Source organism: Rhodoluna limnophila (genome assembly GCF_005845365.1).
GTDB classification, from domain to species: domain Bacteria; phylum Actinomycetota; class Actinomycetes; order Actinomycetales; family Microbacteriaceae; genus Rhodoluna; species Rhodoluna limnophila.
Genome location: NZ_CP040509.1, coordinates 1,322,672 through 1,337,190 on the forward strand (window position 1 = coordinate 1,322,672; position 14,519 = coordinate 1,337,190).

The 14,519-nt window shown below is 53.3% G+C and carries 13 protein-coding genes; 5 read left to right on the forward strand and 8 right to left on the reverse strand.

The window, feature by feature from the left end; genetic code table 11:
• The first annotated feature begins 22 nt into the window (after positions 1-22).
• Positions 23-1,033 carry an inositol 2-dehydrogenase gene (iolG, locus tag FFA38_RS06465; RefSeq protein WP_138276091.1) on the forward strand — a complete coding sequence of 337 codons (1,011 nt, stop codon included), beginning with the start codon at positions 23-25 and terminating at the stop codon, positions 1,031-1,033.
• A gap of 74 nt (positions 1,034-1,107) precedes the next feature.
• Here the strand turns inward: iolG and FFA38_RS06470 are convergent, their stop codons facing one another.
• The 8 genes from FFA38_RS06470 to FFA38_RS06505 all read right to left on the reverse strand — a co-directional run bounded on the left by FFA38_RS06470 (position 1,108) and on the right by FFA38_RS06505 (position 10,458).
• The gene (locus FFA38_RS06470) at positions 1,108-2,070 is read right to left on the reverse strand and encodes an SDR family oxidoreductase (RefSeq protein WP_172956028.1); all 963 of its coding nucleotides are present in this window, start codon (positions 2,068-2,070) and stop codon (positions 1,108-1,110) included.
• A gap of 12 nt (positions 2,071-2,082) precedes the next feature.
• Complete coding sequence (locus FFA38_RS06475) at positions 2,083-2,982, reverse strand: sugar phosphate isomerase/epimerase family protein (RefSeq protein WP_138315930.1); 900 nt, start codon at positions 2,980-2,982, stop codon at positions 2,083-2,085.
• 13 nt (positions 2,983-2,995) lie between these two features.
• Positions 2,996-3,910 (reverse strand): NAD(P)-dependent oxidoreductase, encoded by a 915-nt coding sequence (locus FFA38_RS06480; RefSeq protein ID WP_138315931.1) that lies wholly within the window; start codon positions 3,908-3,910, stop codon positions 2,996-2,998.
• Between the two features lie 3 nt (positions 3,911-3,913).
• On the reverse strand, positions 3,914-5,125 hold the full coding sequence (locus FFA38_RS06485; protein WP_138275937.1) for a Gfo/Idh/MocA family protein: 1,212 nt from the start codon (positions 5,123-5,125) through the stop codon (positions 3,914-3,916).
• A 3-nt stretch (positions 5,126-5,128) separates the two neighbouring features.
• Positions 5,129-5,896 (reverse strand): HpcH/HpaI aldolase family protein, encoded by a 768-nt coding sequence (locus tag FFA38_RS06490; RefSeq protein WP_138275938.1) that lies wholly within the window; start codon positions 5,894-5,896, stop codon positions 5,129-5,131.
• Positions 5,896-7,869, reverse strand: a complete 1,974-nt coding sequence (iolD, locus tag FFA38_RS06495; protein ID WP_138315932.1) for a 3D-(3,5/4)-trihydroxycyclohexane-1,2-dione acylhydrolase (decyclizing) — start codon at positions 7,867-7,869, stop codon at positions 5,896-5,898. The genes FFA38_RS06490 and iolD overlap by 1 nt, the downstream gene beginning before the upstream one ends.
• A 17-nt stretch (positions 7,870-7,886) precedes the next feature.
• Entirely contained in the window at positions 7,887-9,329 is a 1,443-nt protein-coding gene (locus FFA38_RS06500; protein ID WP_138315933.1) for an aldehyde dehydrogenase family protein, read from the reverse strand.
• 97 nt (positions 9,330-9,426) lie between these two features.
• A complete protein-coding gene (locus FFA38_RS06505) occupies positions 9,427-10,458 on the reverse strand; it encodes a LacI family DNA-binding transcriptional regulator (protein WP_172956029.1) in 1,032 nt (343 codons plus the stop codon).
• Positions 10,459-10,659: 201 nt separating this feature from the next.
• Here FFA38_RS06505 and FFA38_RS06510 point away from each other — a divergent pair, with 201 nt between their 5' ends.
• The 4 genes from FFA38_RS06510 to FFA38_RS06525 all read left to right on the forward strand — a co-directional run bounded on the left by FFA38_RS06510 (position 10,660) and on the right by FFA38_RS06525 (position 14,519).
• Positions 10,660-11,637 carry a substrate-binding domain-containing protein gene (locus tag FFA38_RS06510; protein ID WP_138275942.1) on the forward strand — a complete coding sequence of 326 codons (978 nt, stop codon included), beginning with the start codon at positions 10,660-10,662 and terminating at the stop codon, positions 11,635-11,637.
• 110 nt (positions 11,638-11,747) lie between these two features.
• Complete coding sequence (locus tag FFA38_RS06515) at positions 11,748-12,785, forward strand: ABC transporter permease (protein WP_138275943.1); 1,038 nt, start codon at positions 11,748-11,750, stop codon at positions 12,783-12,785.
• The gene (locus tag FFA38_RS06520) at positions 12,782-13,561 is read left to right on the forward strand and encodes an ATP-binding cassette domain-containing protein (protein WP_138315935.1); all 780 of its coding nucleotides are present in this window, start codon (positions 12,782-12,784) and stop codon (positions 13,559-13,561) included. Before FFA38_RS06515 ends, FFA38_RS06520 begins: the two co-directional genes overlap by 4 nt.
• 61 nt (positions 13,562-13,622) lie before the next feature.
• Positions 13,623-14,519, forward strand: a complete 897-nt coding sequence (locus FFA38_RS06525) for a DMT family transporter (RefSeq protein WP_138315936.1) — start codon at positions 13,623-13,625, stop codon at positions 14,517-14,519.

Here is a 14,519-nt window from a genome sequence, read left to right on the forward strand (position 1 = left end):
ATTCAACACAGACAAAGGAGTCATCGTGAGCAGCAAAGTACGTATCGGCCTAATTGGAACCGGCCGCATTGGCCAGGTTCACGCAGCAACGGTTGCGGCATCTGCGAATGCAGAGCTCACCTGGGTTTGCGATGTATTTCTAGAAGGCGCCGAGAAGACCGCTGCTCAGTATGGCGGCAAGGCCACCAACGACCCTGCAGCTGTTTTTGCCTCTGGCGAGGTTGACGCAGTGATCGTTGCAGCACCGACTTCAACTCACATTGATCTAATCAGCGCTGCGATTGATGCTGGTGTTCACGTGCTTTGCGAGAAGCCAATTGACCTAGACATCAACCGAGTCGACAGCCTTCGCGCCAAGGCAAATGCGGCCAGCGTCAAGATTGCACTTGGCTTCAACCGCCGCTTCGACAAGCAATTTAGCGAGATTCAGTCACGTGTTGCTGCCGGAGACATCGGCAAGCTAGAGCAGCTAACCATCATCAGCCGCGACCCAGCCCCAGCGCCAAAGGCCTACCTTGAGGTTTCAGGCGGAATCTTCCGCGACATGACCATTCACGACTTCGACATGGCCCGTTTCTTTGTACCAAACATCGTTGAGGTGAGTGCAGCAGGTGCAAACATCTTTAGCGACGACATCCGTGAAATTGGCGACTTTGACAGCGTGGTTGTAACCATGAAGGGTGCCGGCGGAGAGCTAGTTACCATCATCAATTCACGCCACAGCGCCTACGGATACGACCAGCGCCTTGAGGCGTTTGGTGCTGACGGTGCATTGTTTGCCGAGAACGTGGCCCCAACCACAGTCAAGCTTTCGACCAACAAGGTTGTTGAAGCTCGCAACCCATACATGGAGTTCTTCTTGGAGCGCTATGCGTACTCATACAGCCACGAACTTGAGCAGTTCATCACCAGCATCGCTAACGGTGAGGTCTTGAACCCGACCTTCGAGGACGGTCGCGCGGCTTTGGTCCTGGCTGACGCCGCACAACTTTCGGCAACCACCGGCAAATCAGTCAAGGTTGACCTCAGCTAGTTTTGAGTAAGCAAAAAGGCCCGAGAGCGATTCTCGGGCCTTTTTCTTGCCAACTCTAATCCGCGCAAAAACTCTCAGCTTTCGGGCTGGGTCAACGATTTGATCTGGCCTGTCTCCAACTCGTCTTTGAACGCGGTAAGCACCTGGCGCACCGACTGCGGAGCAATGCCCAGAGCCTTCTTTGTATACGTGTTGTCGAGCGAACTATCTACTGGAACCGGCCCAGGAAACAACTCTGACGCCGGAGGTTCAACTTCTTTCAGCAAACCAGGGTCGAGGTTAAAAATCTCACACACCAGGTTGGCTAGTTCCATGCGGCTCACTGCATCATCACAAACCAAGTGGAATGTGCCGCTGCAATTTCGTGAAATTACGCGCTCAACCTGAGCCCCAATTTCTGCCGCAAGTGATGGCGTGGTGACTTTATTTACGTGCTCACCACCCCAAACCTCAAAGACGTTTCCGGCACTGATGCTCTCTACTAACGAGTGCACGAAGTAGCCAAAGCCAACATCTTGTGACCTCGGGCTCTCAGCTAGTTGATGCTTGCCCATCACTCCGGCAATCCGGCAAATAGCCCCATTCTCGGGTGCCAAATCACGGATGACCTGCTCACCCAGCGCTTTCAAGAAACCGTAAAAGTTGACCGAATTGCCTTTGTCAGACTCGACTACTTTGTGCTGAGTGCCATCTAACACCCAGTCGGTTGAAATGTAGATTGGTTTTGCACCAACCGCATTGGCGGCTCTAATCACTCTTGAAGTCATGCCGACTAGAGAGTCGTAGGCATAATCGCGATCCGCTACCAGCCGGTTGAACTCGTTGGCAATCGCACAGTGCACCACTGCATCGCAACCGCGCAGAGCCTCAGCGATTGATTGAACATCCGAGAAGTCAACAACAGCTACCTCCCAAGGAACAGCAAAGTCGGGACCCCTGCGCCCCAACCCCACAACCTCGTGACCGTATCGCTGAAGGATTGCGGCTATGTTGCTGCCGACAAATCCGGTTGATCCGGTTACTGCAATTTTGGCCACGATGATCTGTGTTTACTGTTCTTCAGCTAGCTCTTTGGCCACCGCTCTGATGAACTCAACGCTCTGCTTGGCTTCGGCAAAAGGTCCGGCGCCCTCGCCAGGCTCGGCTGTAATTACGTTGTCTTGCTCAAGCACAAACCAGCCGTCAAACCCAGATGAAATTAGGTTTCGCACGATAGATCGAACATCTACGTCACCGGTACCAAGCGGAACATACATGCCCTCGAGAATGCCCTGATAGTAGGTGATTTCGCCGGACTGCACGCGGTCGGCAACCGCAAGGTTTACATCCTTCAGGTGTGAGTGAGCAACACGGTTGGCATACTTTGCAGCAAACTCAACTGGGTCTGTTCCACCAATTATCATGTGGCCAGTGTCTAGGCAGAAATCGATGTTTGAGCCCTCAAGTACGGCCATAACATCGGCCTTGGTTTCAACCATGGTGCCAACGTGCGGGTGAAGAACAGCCTTTACGCCTTGGGCCGCAGCTGCCTGCTGGATCCTGTCAAGGTTCTTGAAAAATACATCCCAGCCAGCCTCGTCAAGGTCTGGGCGCTTAGTGTCGTATCCGACCAGGCCGGTCTCGGCAGAAAGAACCAAGGTCTTGGCGCCTGAGGCTGCATAGCTCTCTAGCTCTTTTAGAACCGCAGGTAGTGGGTCAAAATCAGCCTGGTGCATGACAATCGGAAAAAACCCGCCAACGGCCTCCATACCGTGGGCAGCCAAAACGGCCGCGCGGTCTGCCGGCTCAACCGGCAAAAATCCGAGTGGACCAAACTCAGTGGCGCCTAGTCCAAGTTCAGCCATTTCACGCAGCACACGCTCAGGACCCATTTGGTGGCCCCAGTTAGGCACTTCACAAACACCCCAAGAAATCGGGGCTCCGGCAATTTTTACAGCTGGTGTTGACATTGGTTTCTGCTTTCTACTTTTTTGCTAATGCTTGAGGTTTGCGGCCTTCCAAAGAATCTCTGACTCCCTGGGCGGCATCGATAAAAGTCTGCTTAGTTGATTGAACACTTAGACCCATCACGTGAGGTGTGAGCACCACGTTTTCGTGTTCAAAGATCTGGTGGTGCGCGGGTGGTTCAGGGTCAAAAACATCTAGGCCAAGACCGCCAAGTTTGCCACTTCGCAAAGCATCATGTGCTGCATCAAGGTCAATCAGAGCGCCACGCCCGCAATTAATCAGCACAGCACCCGGCTTGAACTGAGCCAATAGATCGGCATTAACCAGCTGATTTGTGGCTTCGGTGAGGGGCACGTGCAACGAAATAACATCACTGGCAGCCACTAGTTCTTCGATGCTGGAGGCTCTTTGATCCTCGGGAATCTGCGCAAATGGGTCATACGCCAAAACCTTCATGCCAAATGCCTTGGCAAGCTCGGCAACTCGGCGCCCAATTCTGCCAAAACCCACAATGCCAAAAGTCTTTGACTCAAAGTCACCAACTGAATACTTAGTCCGCTGATCCCAATTTCCGTTGGCCACTAACTTGGTCAGTGGGCCAAGCCGCTTGGTCAAGTGCAATGCATGGGCCAGCGCACCCTCGGCAACCGCATTGGTGTTGCTGCCTGGAGTTATGACAACATCTATTCCGCGTTCTTCGGCCACATTTAGGTCAACCAGATCGGTTCCAACACCGGTTCTAGCAAGCACCCTGAGGTTGGGCATTTTGGCAAATTGGGCTTGGTCAAACACAAAAGCCGCTCGCACAATGGCACCGCTGGCCTCAGCAATATCGGCGTCGGTCGGGTGTTCAACAAACTTCATTGCGTCGCCAAGCACCGGCTGAACCACATCTGATTCAACCGGCCCAAGACCAACGACAATTTGCATTAATTACTTCTTTGCTGAGGTGGTGCCTGCAACAGGCTCAACGGTTACCCACTGCTTTGATTCGGCTGATTTTTCTGCAGCTGAGATCACACGGGCTGATGCAACGGCATCGTGAATGTTTGAGTTCAATGACTTGCCACCGATGTAAGACTCAAGGAACTTGCGTGCCTCGATGGTCTTTAGGTCGTCGTAGCCCATGCCGGTGCCGGCACCAGGCTGGAAGTTTGCGAAGTCGCCAAAACCAGGCGCAACCATTACGCGCTGGTAACCAAGGTGGTCGCCGCGGCGTCCAATAGCAACCTGAAGCTCGTTCATGCGCTCAAAGTCCCACTTCAATGAGCCCTCGGTGCCATAAATTTCAAAGTTGTAGCTGGCGCGTGGGCCAACGGCAACACGAGATGCCTCTAGAGTGCCAAGAGCACCGGCTGCAACTGCGTCATCAGCAAACCGAACCAGCATGCCTCCATAGTCTTCGTTCTCTACCGGGCCCTTCTCGCCACCTTCGATAACGTCAAAGTGGGTACCCACACCCATCTGCTGAATTGGTCGCTCAGTGTAAACAGTCTTGGTGAATGCCGAAACCTCGGCAATTGGGCCAACCACGTAGTGCATTAGGTCAGCAAGGTGACCCATCAGGTCACCCAGCACGCCGCTACCGGCTAGCTTGCGAACAAATCTCCATGACAGTGCGCCGTTTGGCTCTGATGAGTAGTCGGCAAAGAAGGTTCCGCGAAGGTTTGTAATGCGGCCAAGTTGGCCCTCAGCGATGATCTTCTTGGCGTGCTCAACGGCTGGTGCATTGCGATAGTTGAAACCGATGGTTGAAACCACACCAGCTTCGTTCGCAGCAGCTTCAACGGCCTCGGTCTCTTCGGCACCGCGGCCAACTGGCTTTTCAATCCAGAATGCCTTGCCAGCCTTTGCTGCTGCAATACCGATCTCAGCGTGCAAGAAATTTGGTGCACAGATAGATACGACTTCTACATCTGGGTGATTCAGAACATCGTGGTAATCCAGAGTGCCCTGCTCGTAACCCAAAACATTCACAGCGTAGTCAACACGATCCTGCGCGGTGTCGGCAGCAATGATTAGTCGTGGCTTAATGCCAAGTTCTGGGTAGACAACCGGCACTGACTGGTAGGCACGGCTGTGTACTTTACCCATCCAGCCAACACTGATTAGGCCAACGCCAACGGTGCGAGGTGTATTTGACATGTTCTACTTTCTGATTTCGGTTACTGCGTCTGAAATTGCTTTTGCCATCAGTGTTGAATCTGAACCAATGGCAATAAATCTAAAACCCATCTCTACATAGGTGCGTGCGATGCTCGTGTCGGACGCCAAAATACCCGCGACTTTTCCGTGGGCCGCGGCGGCAGCAAGCACCTTGCTCAGTGCGTCTTGAAAAATTGGGTTCTTGAAGTCTCGCGGAACACCAAGTGCAAAGCTCAAATCCAGCGGCCCCACGAATAGGGCATCCACTCCAGAAATTGCCGCGATCTGCTCAACTTGGGCTAGCGAACTCAATGTTTCAATCTGAATGATGCATGCGGCCTTGCTCTGTGGCTGAAGCGCATCGATGTCTCTACCCCAGGCAACAGCGCGATTATATGTTGCAACACCGCGGTCACCATTCGGCGGGTAACTCATGTGCTTCACAGCCTCTTGAACCTGAGCAACCGAGTCAACCCGAGGCACCATCACGCCTGCAACACCGGCATCAAGGGCGCGTCCGATGCGAATGCGCTCCGCCGATTCCACGCGAACCAATGTCGGTACGCCGTAGCCACCAGAGGCAACCACAGTTGGCGAGACCTGCTCTTCGCCGCCACCGCCGTGCTCGAGGTCTAGAAGAACCCAGTCAACGCCGTTCACTGCTGCAACCTCTGCGGCCAAAGGTGAGGCCAATCCCAAGAAGGTGCCAACGGTTAGTTGACCCTGCTTAAGGGTTTCTAAGAAGCCGCCGCGGCTCAGTGGAGATGCCATTAGTAGTGGAATCTCTGAGTCTTGAGACCGGCGTTGTAGTCATCTGCGGTTGCCTGAATCCAAGGTGAGTTCTCGTGTACCTCGGCTGGCGCGACGTCCCACCAAACTTCAGAAGCAGGGAGGTTAGCGTGAGGAATGGTTGGCACCACAATCACAACTGGGCCTGATTCCTCGCGGGTGTCATCAAGCACCTTGGCGAATTCGGCAGTGGTGGTTGGGCGGAATGCCTTGGCACCCATACCCTCAGCCATCTTCACGATGTCTAGGAACAGGTAGTCGCCCTCAAGACGAGGAGCCTTTCCGCCATTTTGAGCAGACTCGGTAACTACCGGGCCATCCTGACGGTAACGGAACTCGTTGCCGAAGCTGTTGCCCACTCGCCACATCTGTAGGCGGCGAATCACTTGGTAGCCGTGGTTTTCAGAAACCACGATGGTCAGTGGCAAACGCTCCTGAGCCGCGGTCACCAATTCAGTTGGTGCCATAGTCCAGGTTCCGTCACCAATGAAGGTGGTGACGCGGTTTGCTGGGTTTGGGTTTGCTAGGCGAACACCGATGGCCGCTGGCAACTCGTAACCCATGCAAGAGAAACCAAACTCAAGGTGCGCAAAGCGGCCTTCAGTTGCATCCCAGACTTTCTGCACGTCTCCAGGAGGACCACCCGCACCGGCGATGATTACGTCACCCGAGCGGCTGTGGTTCTGCAGCACGCCAAGCAACTGACCCTGGGTCATGGTCGCATCGGTGTCTTCAGAGAATGCCGGGTCAAGGGTTGACTTGTCGAAGGTGTAGTTGACATCAAGAGCTGCGTTGCGGGCCTTTACCCAAACCGCGTTCTTCTCAACAACTTCTTGAGTCCATTCTGCAGGCACTTTATAACCAGAAACCGCCTTGGTTAGCGCTGCGAGGGCAAGCTTTGCGTCGGCCACGATCGTGGTTGCACCCTGCTTGATGCCGTCAAATTCGGAGACGTTGATTGACACGAACTTGACATCTGGGTTCTTGAAAATTGACTGCGATGCAGTGGCAAAGTCTGTCAAGCGAGTACCAACGTGAATGATTAGATCCGCTTTGTTGGCCAACTTGTTGGTTTCAGGTGAACCCTCAAGACCAATTCCCCAGGCCGCCCAGTCAGCCTTCTTTTGGACGGCACCCTTGCCACCAAAAGTCTCGGTTACTGGAATACCGGTTGCATCGGCAAGAGCCTCAAGTTCTGCGGTTGCGTTTGAGTAGATGACTCCTCCACCGGCAATAATCAGTGGGTTCTTGGACTGCTTGATGGCTGCAGCAACTTCTGCAACTTCGTCAAGGCTTGGCTCTGGGCGGCGAATCTTCCAGTCGTGCGGCTCAAAGAAACTCTTCGGAAAATCAAATGCGTGCGACTGGACATCCTGTGGCAAAGAAATTACTACTGCACCGGTTTCAACCGGGTTTGCCAAAACACGGAATGCCTTTGGCAATGAATAAAGCAACTGCTCTGGTCGGTTGATTCGGTCAAAGAATCGCGAAACCGGGCGGAAAGCGTCGTTCACAGTTAGATCTGGTGCGGTTGGGTTTTCTAGCTGCTGCAGCACTGGGCCTTGGCGGCGAGTTGCATAGGTGTCGCCAGGCAGTAGCAAAAGAGGAATCCGATTAACTGTCGCGGTACCTGCTGCAGTCACAAGGTTGAGGGCACCCGGACCAATCGATGCGGTAACAGCAATCACCTGAGTGCGGCGGGTCTGCTTGGCAAAAGCTGTTGCGGCGTGACCAAGCGCCTGCTCGTTGCGGCCCTGAACAAATGGAAGCTCATCACTCAGCTGGTCGAGGGCCTGACCGAGGCCGGCCACGTTTCCGTGGCCAAAAATGCCCATCGCTGCCGGAACAAAACGCTTGCGAACACCATCGGTTACTGAATACTGAGCCGCGATGTACTTTACAACCGCCTGTGCAACTGAAAGGCGGATTGTTTCTCCGTAGTTTGGATCAACCATTTTGTTGCTTTCCTCTTCTAGTTCCACGCTTGGCCGTGCATGATCACGGTTTTCACTTCGGTCATTTCGGCAATTGCTGAACGCAGGCCTTCTTTTCCAATTCCGCTGGACTTGACTCCGCCATAAGGCATTAGGTCTGCCCGCCACAGTTGAGTCCAGTTGATGTGCACAACGCCGGACTCAATCTCGCGCATGGCCTGAATTGCAGAGTTCATGTTGTGGGTAAAGACCCCGGCGCCAAGGCCATAGATTGTGCTGTTTGCTAACTGAATAGCGTGATTGATGTCTCGAGCTGAACTCACTGCCACGGCCGGGCCAAAAAGTTCATCCTGAGCAAAAGCAGAGTAAGGATCAACGTTGGTCACAATTGCCGGCTGAATCACTGTGCCGTCTTGTTCACCTCCGGTAAGCAATTTGGCTCCGTCTTTGACTGCCTGGCTTATCGCGGCTGAGACTCGGTCAGCCTCAGCCTTTGAAATCAGTGTTCCCACCTTGGTGTCGGCTGCCAGTGGGTCGCCAACTTTGATGGCCTCAACCTTTGGCTGAAGTGCTGCCAAAAAGTCTCCCATGATGGATTCTTCGACGATGATTCTCTGTGCTGAGATGCACACCTGCCCAGCATTGATGTACCCGCCCAAAGAAATCGCGTTAGCCGCGTATTCAATGTCGGCGTCCTTCAGAACCACAACCGGCCCCGATGCTCCTAGCTCTAGCGAGAGTTTCTTGACACCGGCGGTTCGTGAGATGTGCTCGCCGGTCTTGGTTGAACCGGTGAACGACACCTTGCGAACACGTGCGTCAGAAACTAGTGCATCGCCAAGAAGGCCTCCTGAGCCAGTCAGTACTGACAGAACTCCCTCTGGTAACCCTGCATCGATAAAGCATTGAGCCAACGCGATTGCAGTTAGCGGGGTTGCCCTTGCTGGCTTAAGCACTACCGAGTTGCCAGCAGCCAGCGCCGGAGCGAGTTTGTGCAGCACCAAAAGCGCTGGGTAGTTGAATGGGGTGATTGCAACGACAACACCTACCGGCTGCTTGATTGTGAATCCAACCTTGTCAAAGCCAGTGCCCTTATTTGCGTCCAGAGGCAGAGTTTCGCCGTAAAGCTGAGATCCCTCATAGGCAGCCAAGCGAATAATCTCACCGGAACGGCTGGCTTCACCGCGAGCCTCGATGAGGCTTTTGCCATTTTCTGCACTGATAATTTGAGCCATAGTCTCTTGGCGCTCGTCGGCGAGGGCTGCTGCCTTGAGCATGATGGCAAATCGTTCATGGGCAGGTGTGCGGCGCCAAACTTCGAATCCAGAAACGGCTGCGTCTAGAGCAAGATTCACATCGTTTAGGTCAGCGGTGGCAACTTCGGCAACGACGCGATTGTCGAAGGGGGACCTAACCTCTTCGAATGCGCCTGACTTTGAGGGCACATCGCGCCCACCAATAATTAGGTTCTTACGCTCCATTGCGATTTCTACCTTTTTTCGATGCAAAAGCTCCAATATTTTGGAACGGTCCAATTTTTACCGGCAAACTAAGTTCATGTCAAATCATTGGAGGAAATTAGTTATTTCGAGCGGTCAGCGTTGACTCACGGGCAACCAGTTTTGGCAATAGCAAAAACTCTTGTCCCTTGTGCGCATCAGCAAGTTCGTTATCCGCCAGCAGTTCAGCAGCTTTGTGAGCAATCGCTTCTTTTTCAGGCTCGATTGAAGTCAGAGAAACCTTGCTGAGTGCAGAGATGTAGACGTTGTCGTAACCGGTTAGCGCAACTTTAATGCCGCCCGCTTCAATCTCCTGGTCAATTGCCTCTTGTGCTCCGATGGCAATGATGTCGTTGAAGGCGATAATCGCGGTTGGCTTATCTGGCTTGCTCAATACCAATTTGGCTGCGGCATAACCACCGGCTTCTGTGCGGTCACACTGTTCGAAGAAGATTTGGTCAGCCAAGCCAGCGTCAACCATGGCTTTCTCGTAGGCAGCGTGACGACTCACCGAAACCACTTCGTCATAGGCACCGATGTAAGAAATCTTCTTGTGACCTAGGCCCATTAGGTGCTTGACCACCAAACGCATGCCTTCTCGGTCATCGCTGCGCACAGTTATTGCGCGCGGCAGTTGGGTTGCAATACCTGTGGTCATGACCACTGGAACATTTGCGGGGACCGACTTGAGAGCCTTGTAGTCTGGCAAGCCTCCGACCAACATGATGCTGCGCGGACGAAGATCAAGAACTGAATTTACTGTCGATGCCTCCAGCACCTTCTTGCCATTGCGCTCACTGATAACCGCTGCGGCCATGACAGTGTTGATGCCCTTTTCGAGTAGAGCCTGGCGCGTGAAGTCGGCAATCTCTGTGAAAAGTGGGTTGTGCAGGTCGGCCACAATCATGGCCACAAAGTTTGCTGACCCCGATGACAGTGAGCGTGCCCAGAGGTTTGGAGTAAAGCCCAACTTTTTGGCAGCCGCCAAAACCTTATCGCGGCGCTCTTGACTCACCCCGGTCTCACCGGCAAATACCAACGAGACCAAGGACTTCGATACACCGGCTTCGGCGGCTACGTCACGAATGGTTGGGCGCTTGGTAACAGACACGATTCTCCTGATTTTGGACATGTCCACGTGGACAAAAAAACAGTACCACCGAACATGTTTAAGATTTCGGTTCAATAACGAATTTGTGGAACGGTCCAAATAATTTGAAATGTATTGACATACTGAAAAAGTCGTGGCCGCGTTCCCTTTGTTAGCGGCTGCACATCTAAACAAGTAACTCATCAATGACGAGAGGCAACAATGTTCAAGAAGAAATTTGCAGCAATCGCTGCAGGTGCGGCTCTGACCGCATTGGCACTAGCTGGTTGTTCAGCTCCTGCCGCAGAAACCCCAGAAGCTGGCGCAAACAGCGACATCAAGATCTGTGTTTACACCCACGGTGACGGCGGTACCTTCTGGTCAGTAGCACAAAAGGGTGCCGAGGCAGCAGCAGCTGACCTAGGCGTCGAGCTTGACTACCAGGGCTCAACCAACGATGCAGCAAAGCAGGCTTCGACTATTGAAGCCGGTGTAGCAGCAGGTTGCGACGGTATCGCAGCTTCAGCACCAGACCCAGAGGCAATCAAGTCAGCTATGTTGGCTGCCGATGCAGCAGGCATCCCGACTGTAACCATGAACTCAGGTTCAGCAGTATTCAAGGACCTAGGCGCATTCACCCACGTTGGTCAGGATGAAATCATCGCTGGTCGCGAGGCTGGCCTTAAGTTCAACGAGCTAGGCGTAAAGCACGTTCTTTGCCCAATCCAGGAAGCTGGAAACGTTGGTCTTGAGGAGCGTTGTGCAGGTCTTGCAGAAACCTTCAACGGAAAGGCTGAGAACTTCAACCTTGACGGTGGTCTTGCTGACCTAACCGCAGCATCTGCAAAGCTACAGGCAGCTCTAACCGCTGACCCAACCATCGATGCAGTATTTGCTTTGAACGCAGACATCGCAGCTAAGGCTGTTCTACCTGCAGCAGAAGCAGCTGGCGTTACCTTGAAGATCGGTACCGTTGACATGTCTCCTGAGGCACTAGACGCAATTGCAGCTGGCACCATGGAGTTTGCAATTGACCAGCAGCAGTACGCACAGGGCTACCAGTCAGTAGTTCTATTGTTCCTAAACCTAACTAACGGACACGAGCTTGGCGGTGGCCTTCCTGTTTACACCGGCCCTGGCTTCGTAACTGCAGACAACGTAGCTCTAGTCAAAGAACTAGTAGCCGCAGGTACTCGCTAATCCATAACAGTTAAGTTCAGTACTAACGATGGTGGGTTAGGTTCTCCTAGCCCACCATCGCTTTCTGACTGGCAACACCCATAGTTTCAAATAACCAAGTTAGGTATCACATGACAAAGTCGTCAGCAGTGGATGAGCGCGTAAGAAGCGCCTCACTCCTCACCAAAATTCTGCGCCGCCCCGAATTCGGAGCCTTCCTAGGTGCAGTCGCAATTTTCGTAATGTTTGCAGCCACCGACACCACTGGCAACTTTGCCAACCTGAGCGGTATTTCTGGCTGGACAGACATCGCAGCCCCAATCGGAATCGTGGCCATCGCAGTAGCACTACTGATGATTGCCGGCGAGTTTGACCTTTCAACCGGTGTACTGGTTGGAACCACCGGTCTACTCATCGGTATGTTGGTCACCGAAGTTGGTCTAGACATCTGGACCTCCATCGTGATTGCACTGCTTTTTGCTGGAACCGTTGGTTTCATCAATGGCTACGTTGTAGTCAAAACCAAGCTGCCTTCATTTATCGTGACCCTGGCAACGTTCTTTGTTCTCAAAGGTGCGAACATGGCGTTCACCAAGTCAGTTACCGGATCAGTCCGTGTAACCGGCACCGATAAAGCTGAAGGCTTTGAAGTAGCTGAGGCAATCTTTGCTTCGAAGATTGGTGAGCCTGGGTTCCAGATCTCAATCGTCTGGTGGATTGCCATCACAGTAATCGCAACCTTCGTGTTGACCCGCACCCGCTTCGGTAACTGGATCTTCGCGGTTGGTGGAGATGCCAACGCAGCTCGCAACGCGGGTGTGCCAGTCGACAAGACCAAGATCATCCTGTTTGTTTACACCGCTCTTTCTGCAGCTCTAGTCGGCATTATGTTTGTGCTTCGACTAAAGGGCATGCAGGCAGGTCAGGGTGTTGGCCAGGAGTTCTACTACATCATCGCTGCAGCAGTTGGTGGCACCCTTCTTACCGGTGGTGCTGGTAGCGCAATCGGTGCTTCACTCGGTGCACTCATCATGGGTATGGCCTACATCGGTATTCCATTCTCACGTTGGGACTCTGACTGGACCTCAACCTTCCTTGGTGTGATTTTGTTCACAGCTGTAATGATCAACACCTACATCGGACGTAAAGCAAAAGGCGGCAAAAAATGACCAACGCACTAGAACTAAAAAACGTTGAAAAGTCTTTCGGCAGCGTCATTGCTCTTCAGAACATCTCTGTAGAGGTTGCTAAGGGGCAGGTTACCTGCATCCTCGGTGACAACGGTGCCGGTAAGTCAACCCTGATCAAAACCCTGAGCGGTGTTCACAAGCCAAGCAAGGGTGAATTCCTATTCGAGGGTCAGCCGGTTGAGCTTTCTTCACCGCGCGACGCATTGGCCATGGGTATTGCAACCGTGTTCCAAGACCTCGCAACCATTCCACTGATGACCGTCTGGCGTAACTTCTTCTTAGGCAACGAGATCCGCAAGGGTTTCGGCCCGTTCAAGTGGCTTGACGTAAAGCAGATGAAAGAGATCACCAAAAAGGAACTGCTCGCAATGGGCATCGACCTTCGAGACGTAAACCAGCCAATCGGAACCCTTTCGGGTGGTGAGCGTCAGTCTGTTGCTATCGCTCGCTCGGTTTACTTTGGTGCCAAGGTTCTCATCCTCGATGAGCCAACCTCAGCACTTGGTGTTCGCCAGTCTGGAATCGTTCTGAAGTATGTTCTGGCAGCAAAGGACCGTGGAGTTTCTGTGGTTTTCATTACCCACAACCCTCACCACGCGTTCTTGGTTGGTGACCGCTTCTACCTTCTAAACCGTGGCCGCATGTTGAACCGCTTTGAGCGCGCAAACGTAGAGCTTGAAGAACTGACCAAGGCAATGGCCGGCGGTGCAGAACTTGAGGCCCTAACCCACGAGATCAACACTGTTCGTGGCTAATCAAACCCGCACCTCATCTAATGCCCTCACCCCTCGCGGTGGGGGCATTAGATTTAACCGAATGAAGACCCAACCAGAGCTGTTCCGCGGCTACCTGCTCTCACTTATTGCTGTCACCGGCTTTGGCTTCACTTTTATTGCCGTAACTCTTGGGTCTGAGAGCTTTGACCCAATCACCATGAGCATTGGCCGCGTTGTGCCGGCCGGCATCTTGGCTGTGATTGCCCTCAAACTCATGAAGCAACCGCTGCTGCCACCGCGCGAGGCATACCCGCTGATTCTGGGGTCTTCAATCGGCATCATCATTGGCTTCCCATTGCTTTCAACGCTGGCCCTGCAGTCGATTCCGGCGGCAGACGCCGGGGTTATCGGGGCTGTAACACCGATGGTCACCGGTATCGTTGCTGTGTTCATTGGCCACAAGCGGCCAAGGCCCATGTTCTGGGCGGCCGCGGCACTGGGCGCAATCTCGGCTATGTCTTTGGCCTACTTTAAAGGCGGCACCGATTTTGGTGGCGGCACCTACTGGGGTTATCTGGCAATGGCTTTTGCCGTCTTGCTGGCATCGATGGGTCACATATCAGGTTCAACCCTGGTGGCTAAGTATTCGTCATTCACCGTGTTGAGCTGGGCAGTAATCATTTCGATTCCGATTCAGTTGCCGATTGCGGTGATCAACTGGAGCATCAACCCGATCACCGAATGGCCAACCTGGACAGCAATTCTGGGCTTCCTCTATGTCAGTTGGTTCTCACTATCGATTGGCAACTTCATGCTCAACCAGGGCCTGCACATCATCGGGTTGGTTAAGGGCGCCCAGCTTCAGTTGCTGCAGCCAATTGTCACCATGGTGCTTGCGATTCTGATTCTGCAGCAGCCGGTATCACCGATTACCTGGATAGCCGCGTTTGGTATTTTGACCAGCGTGGCCTGGAGTCAGAGATACAAAGCTAAGTAA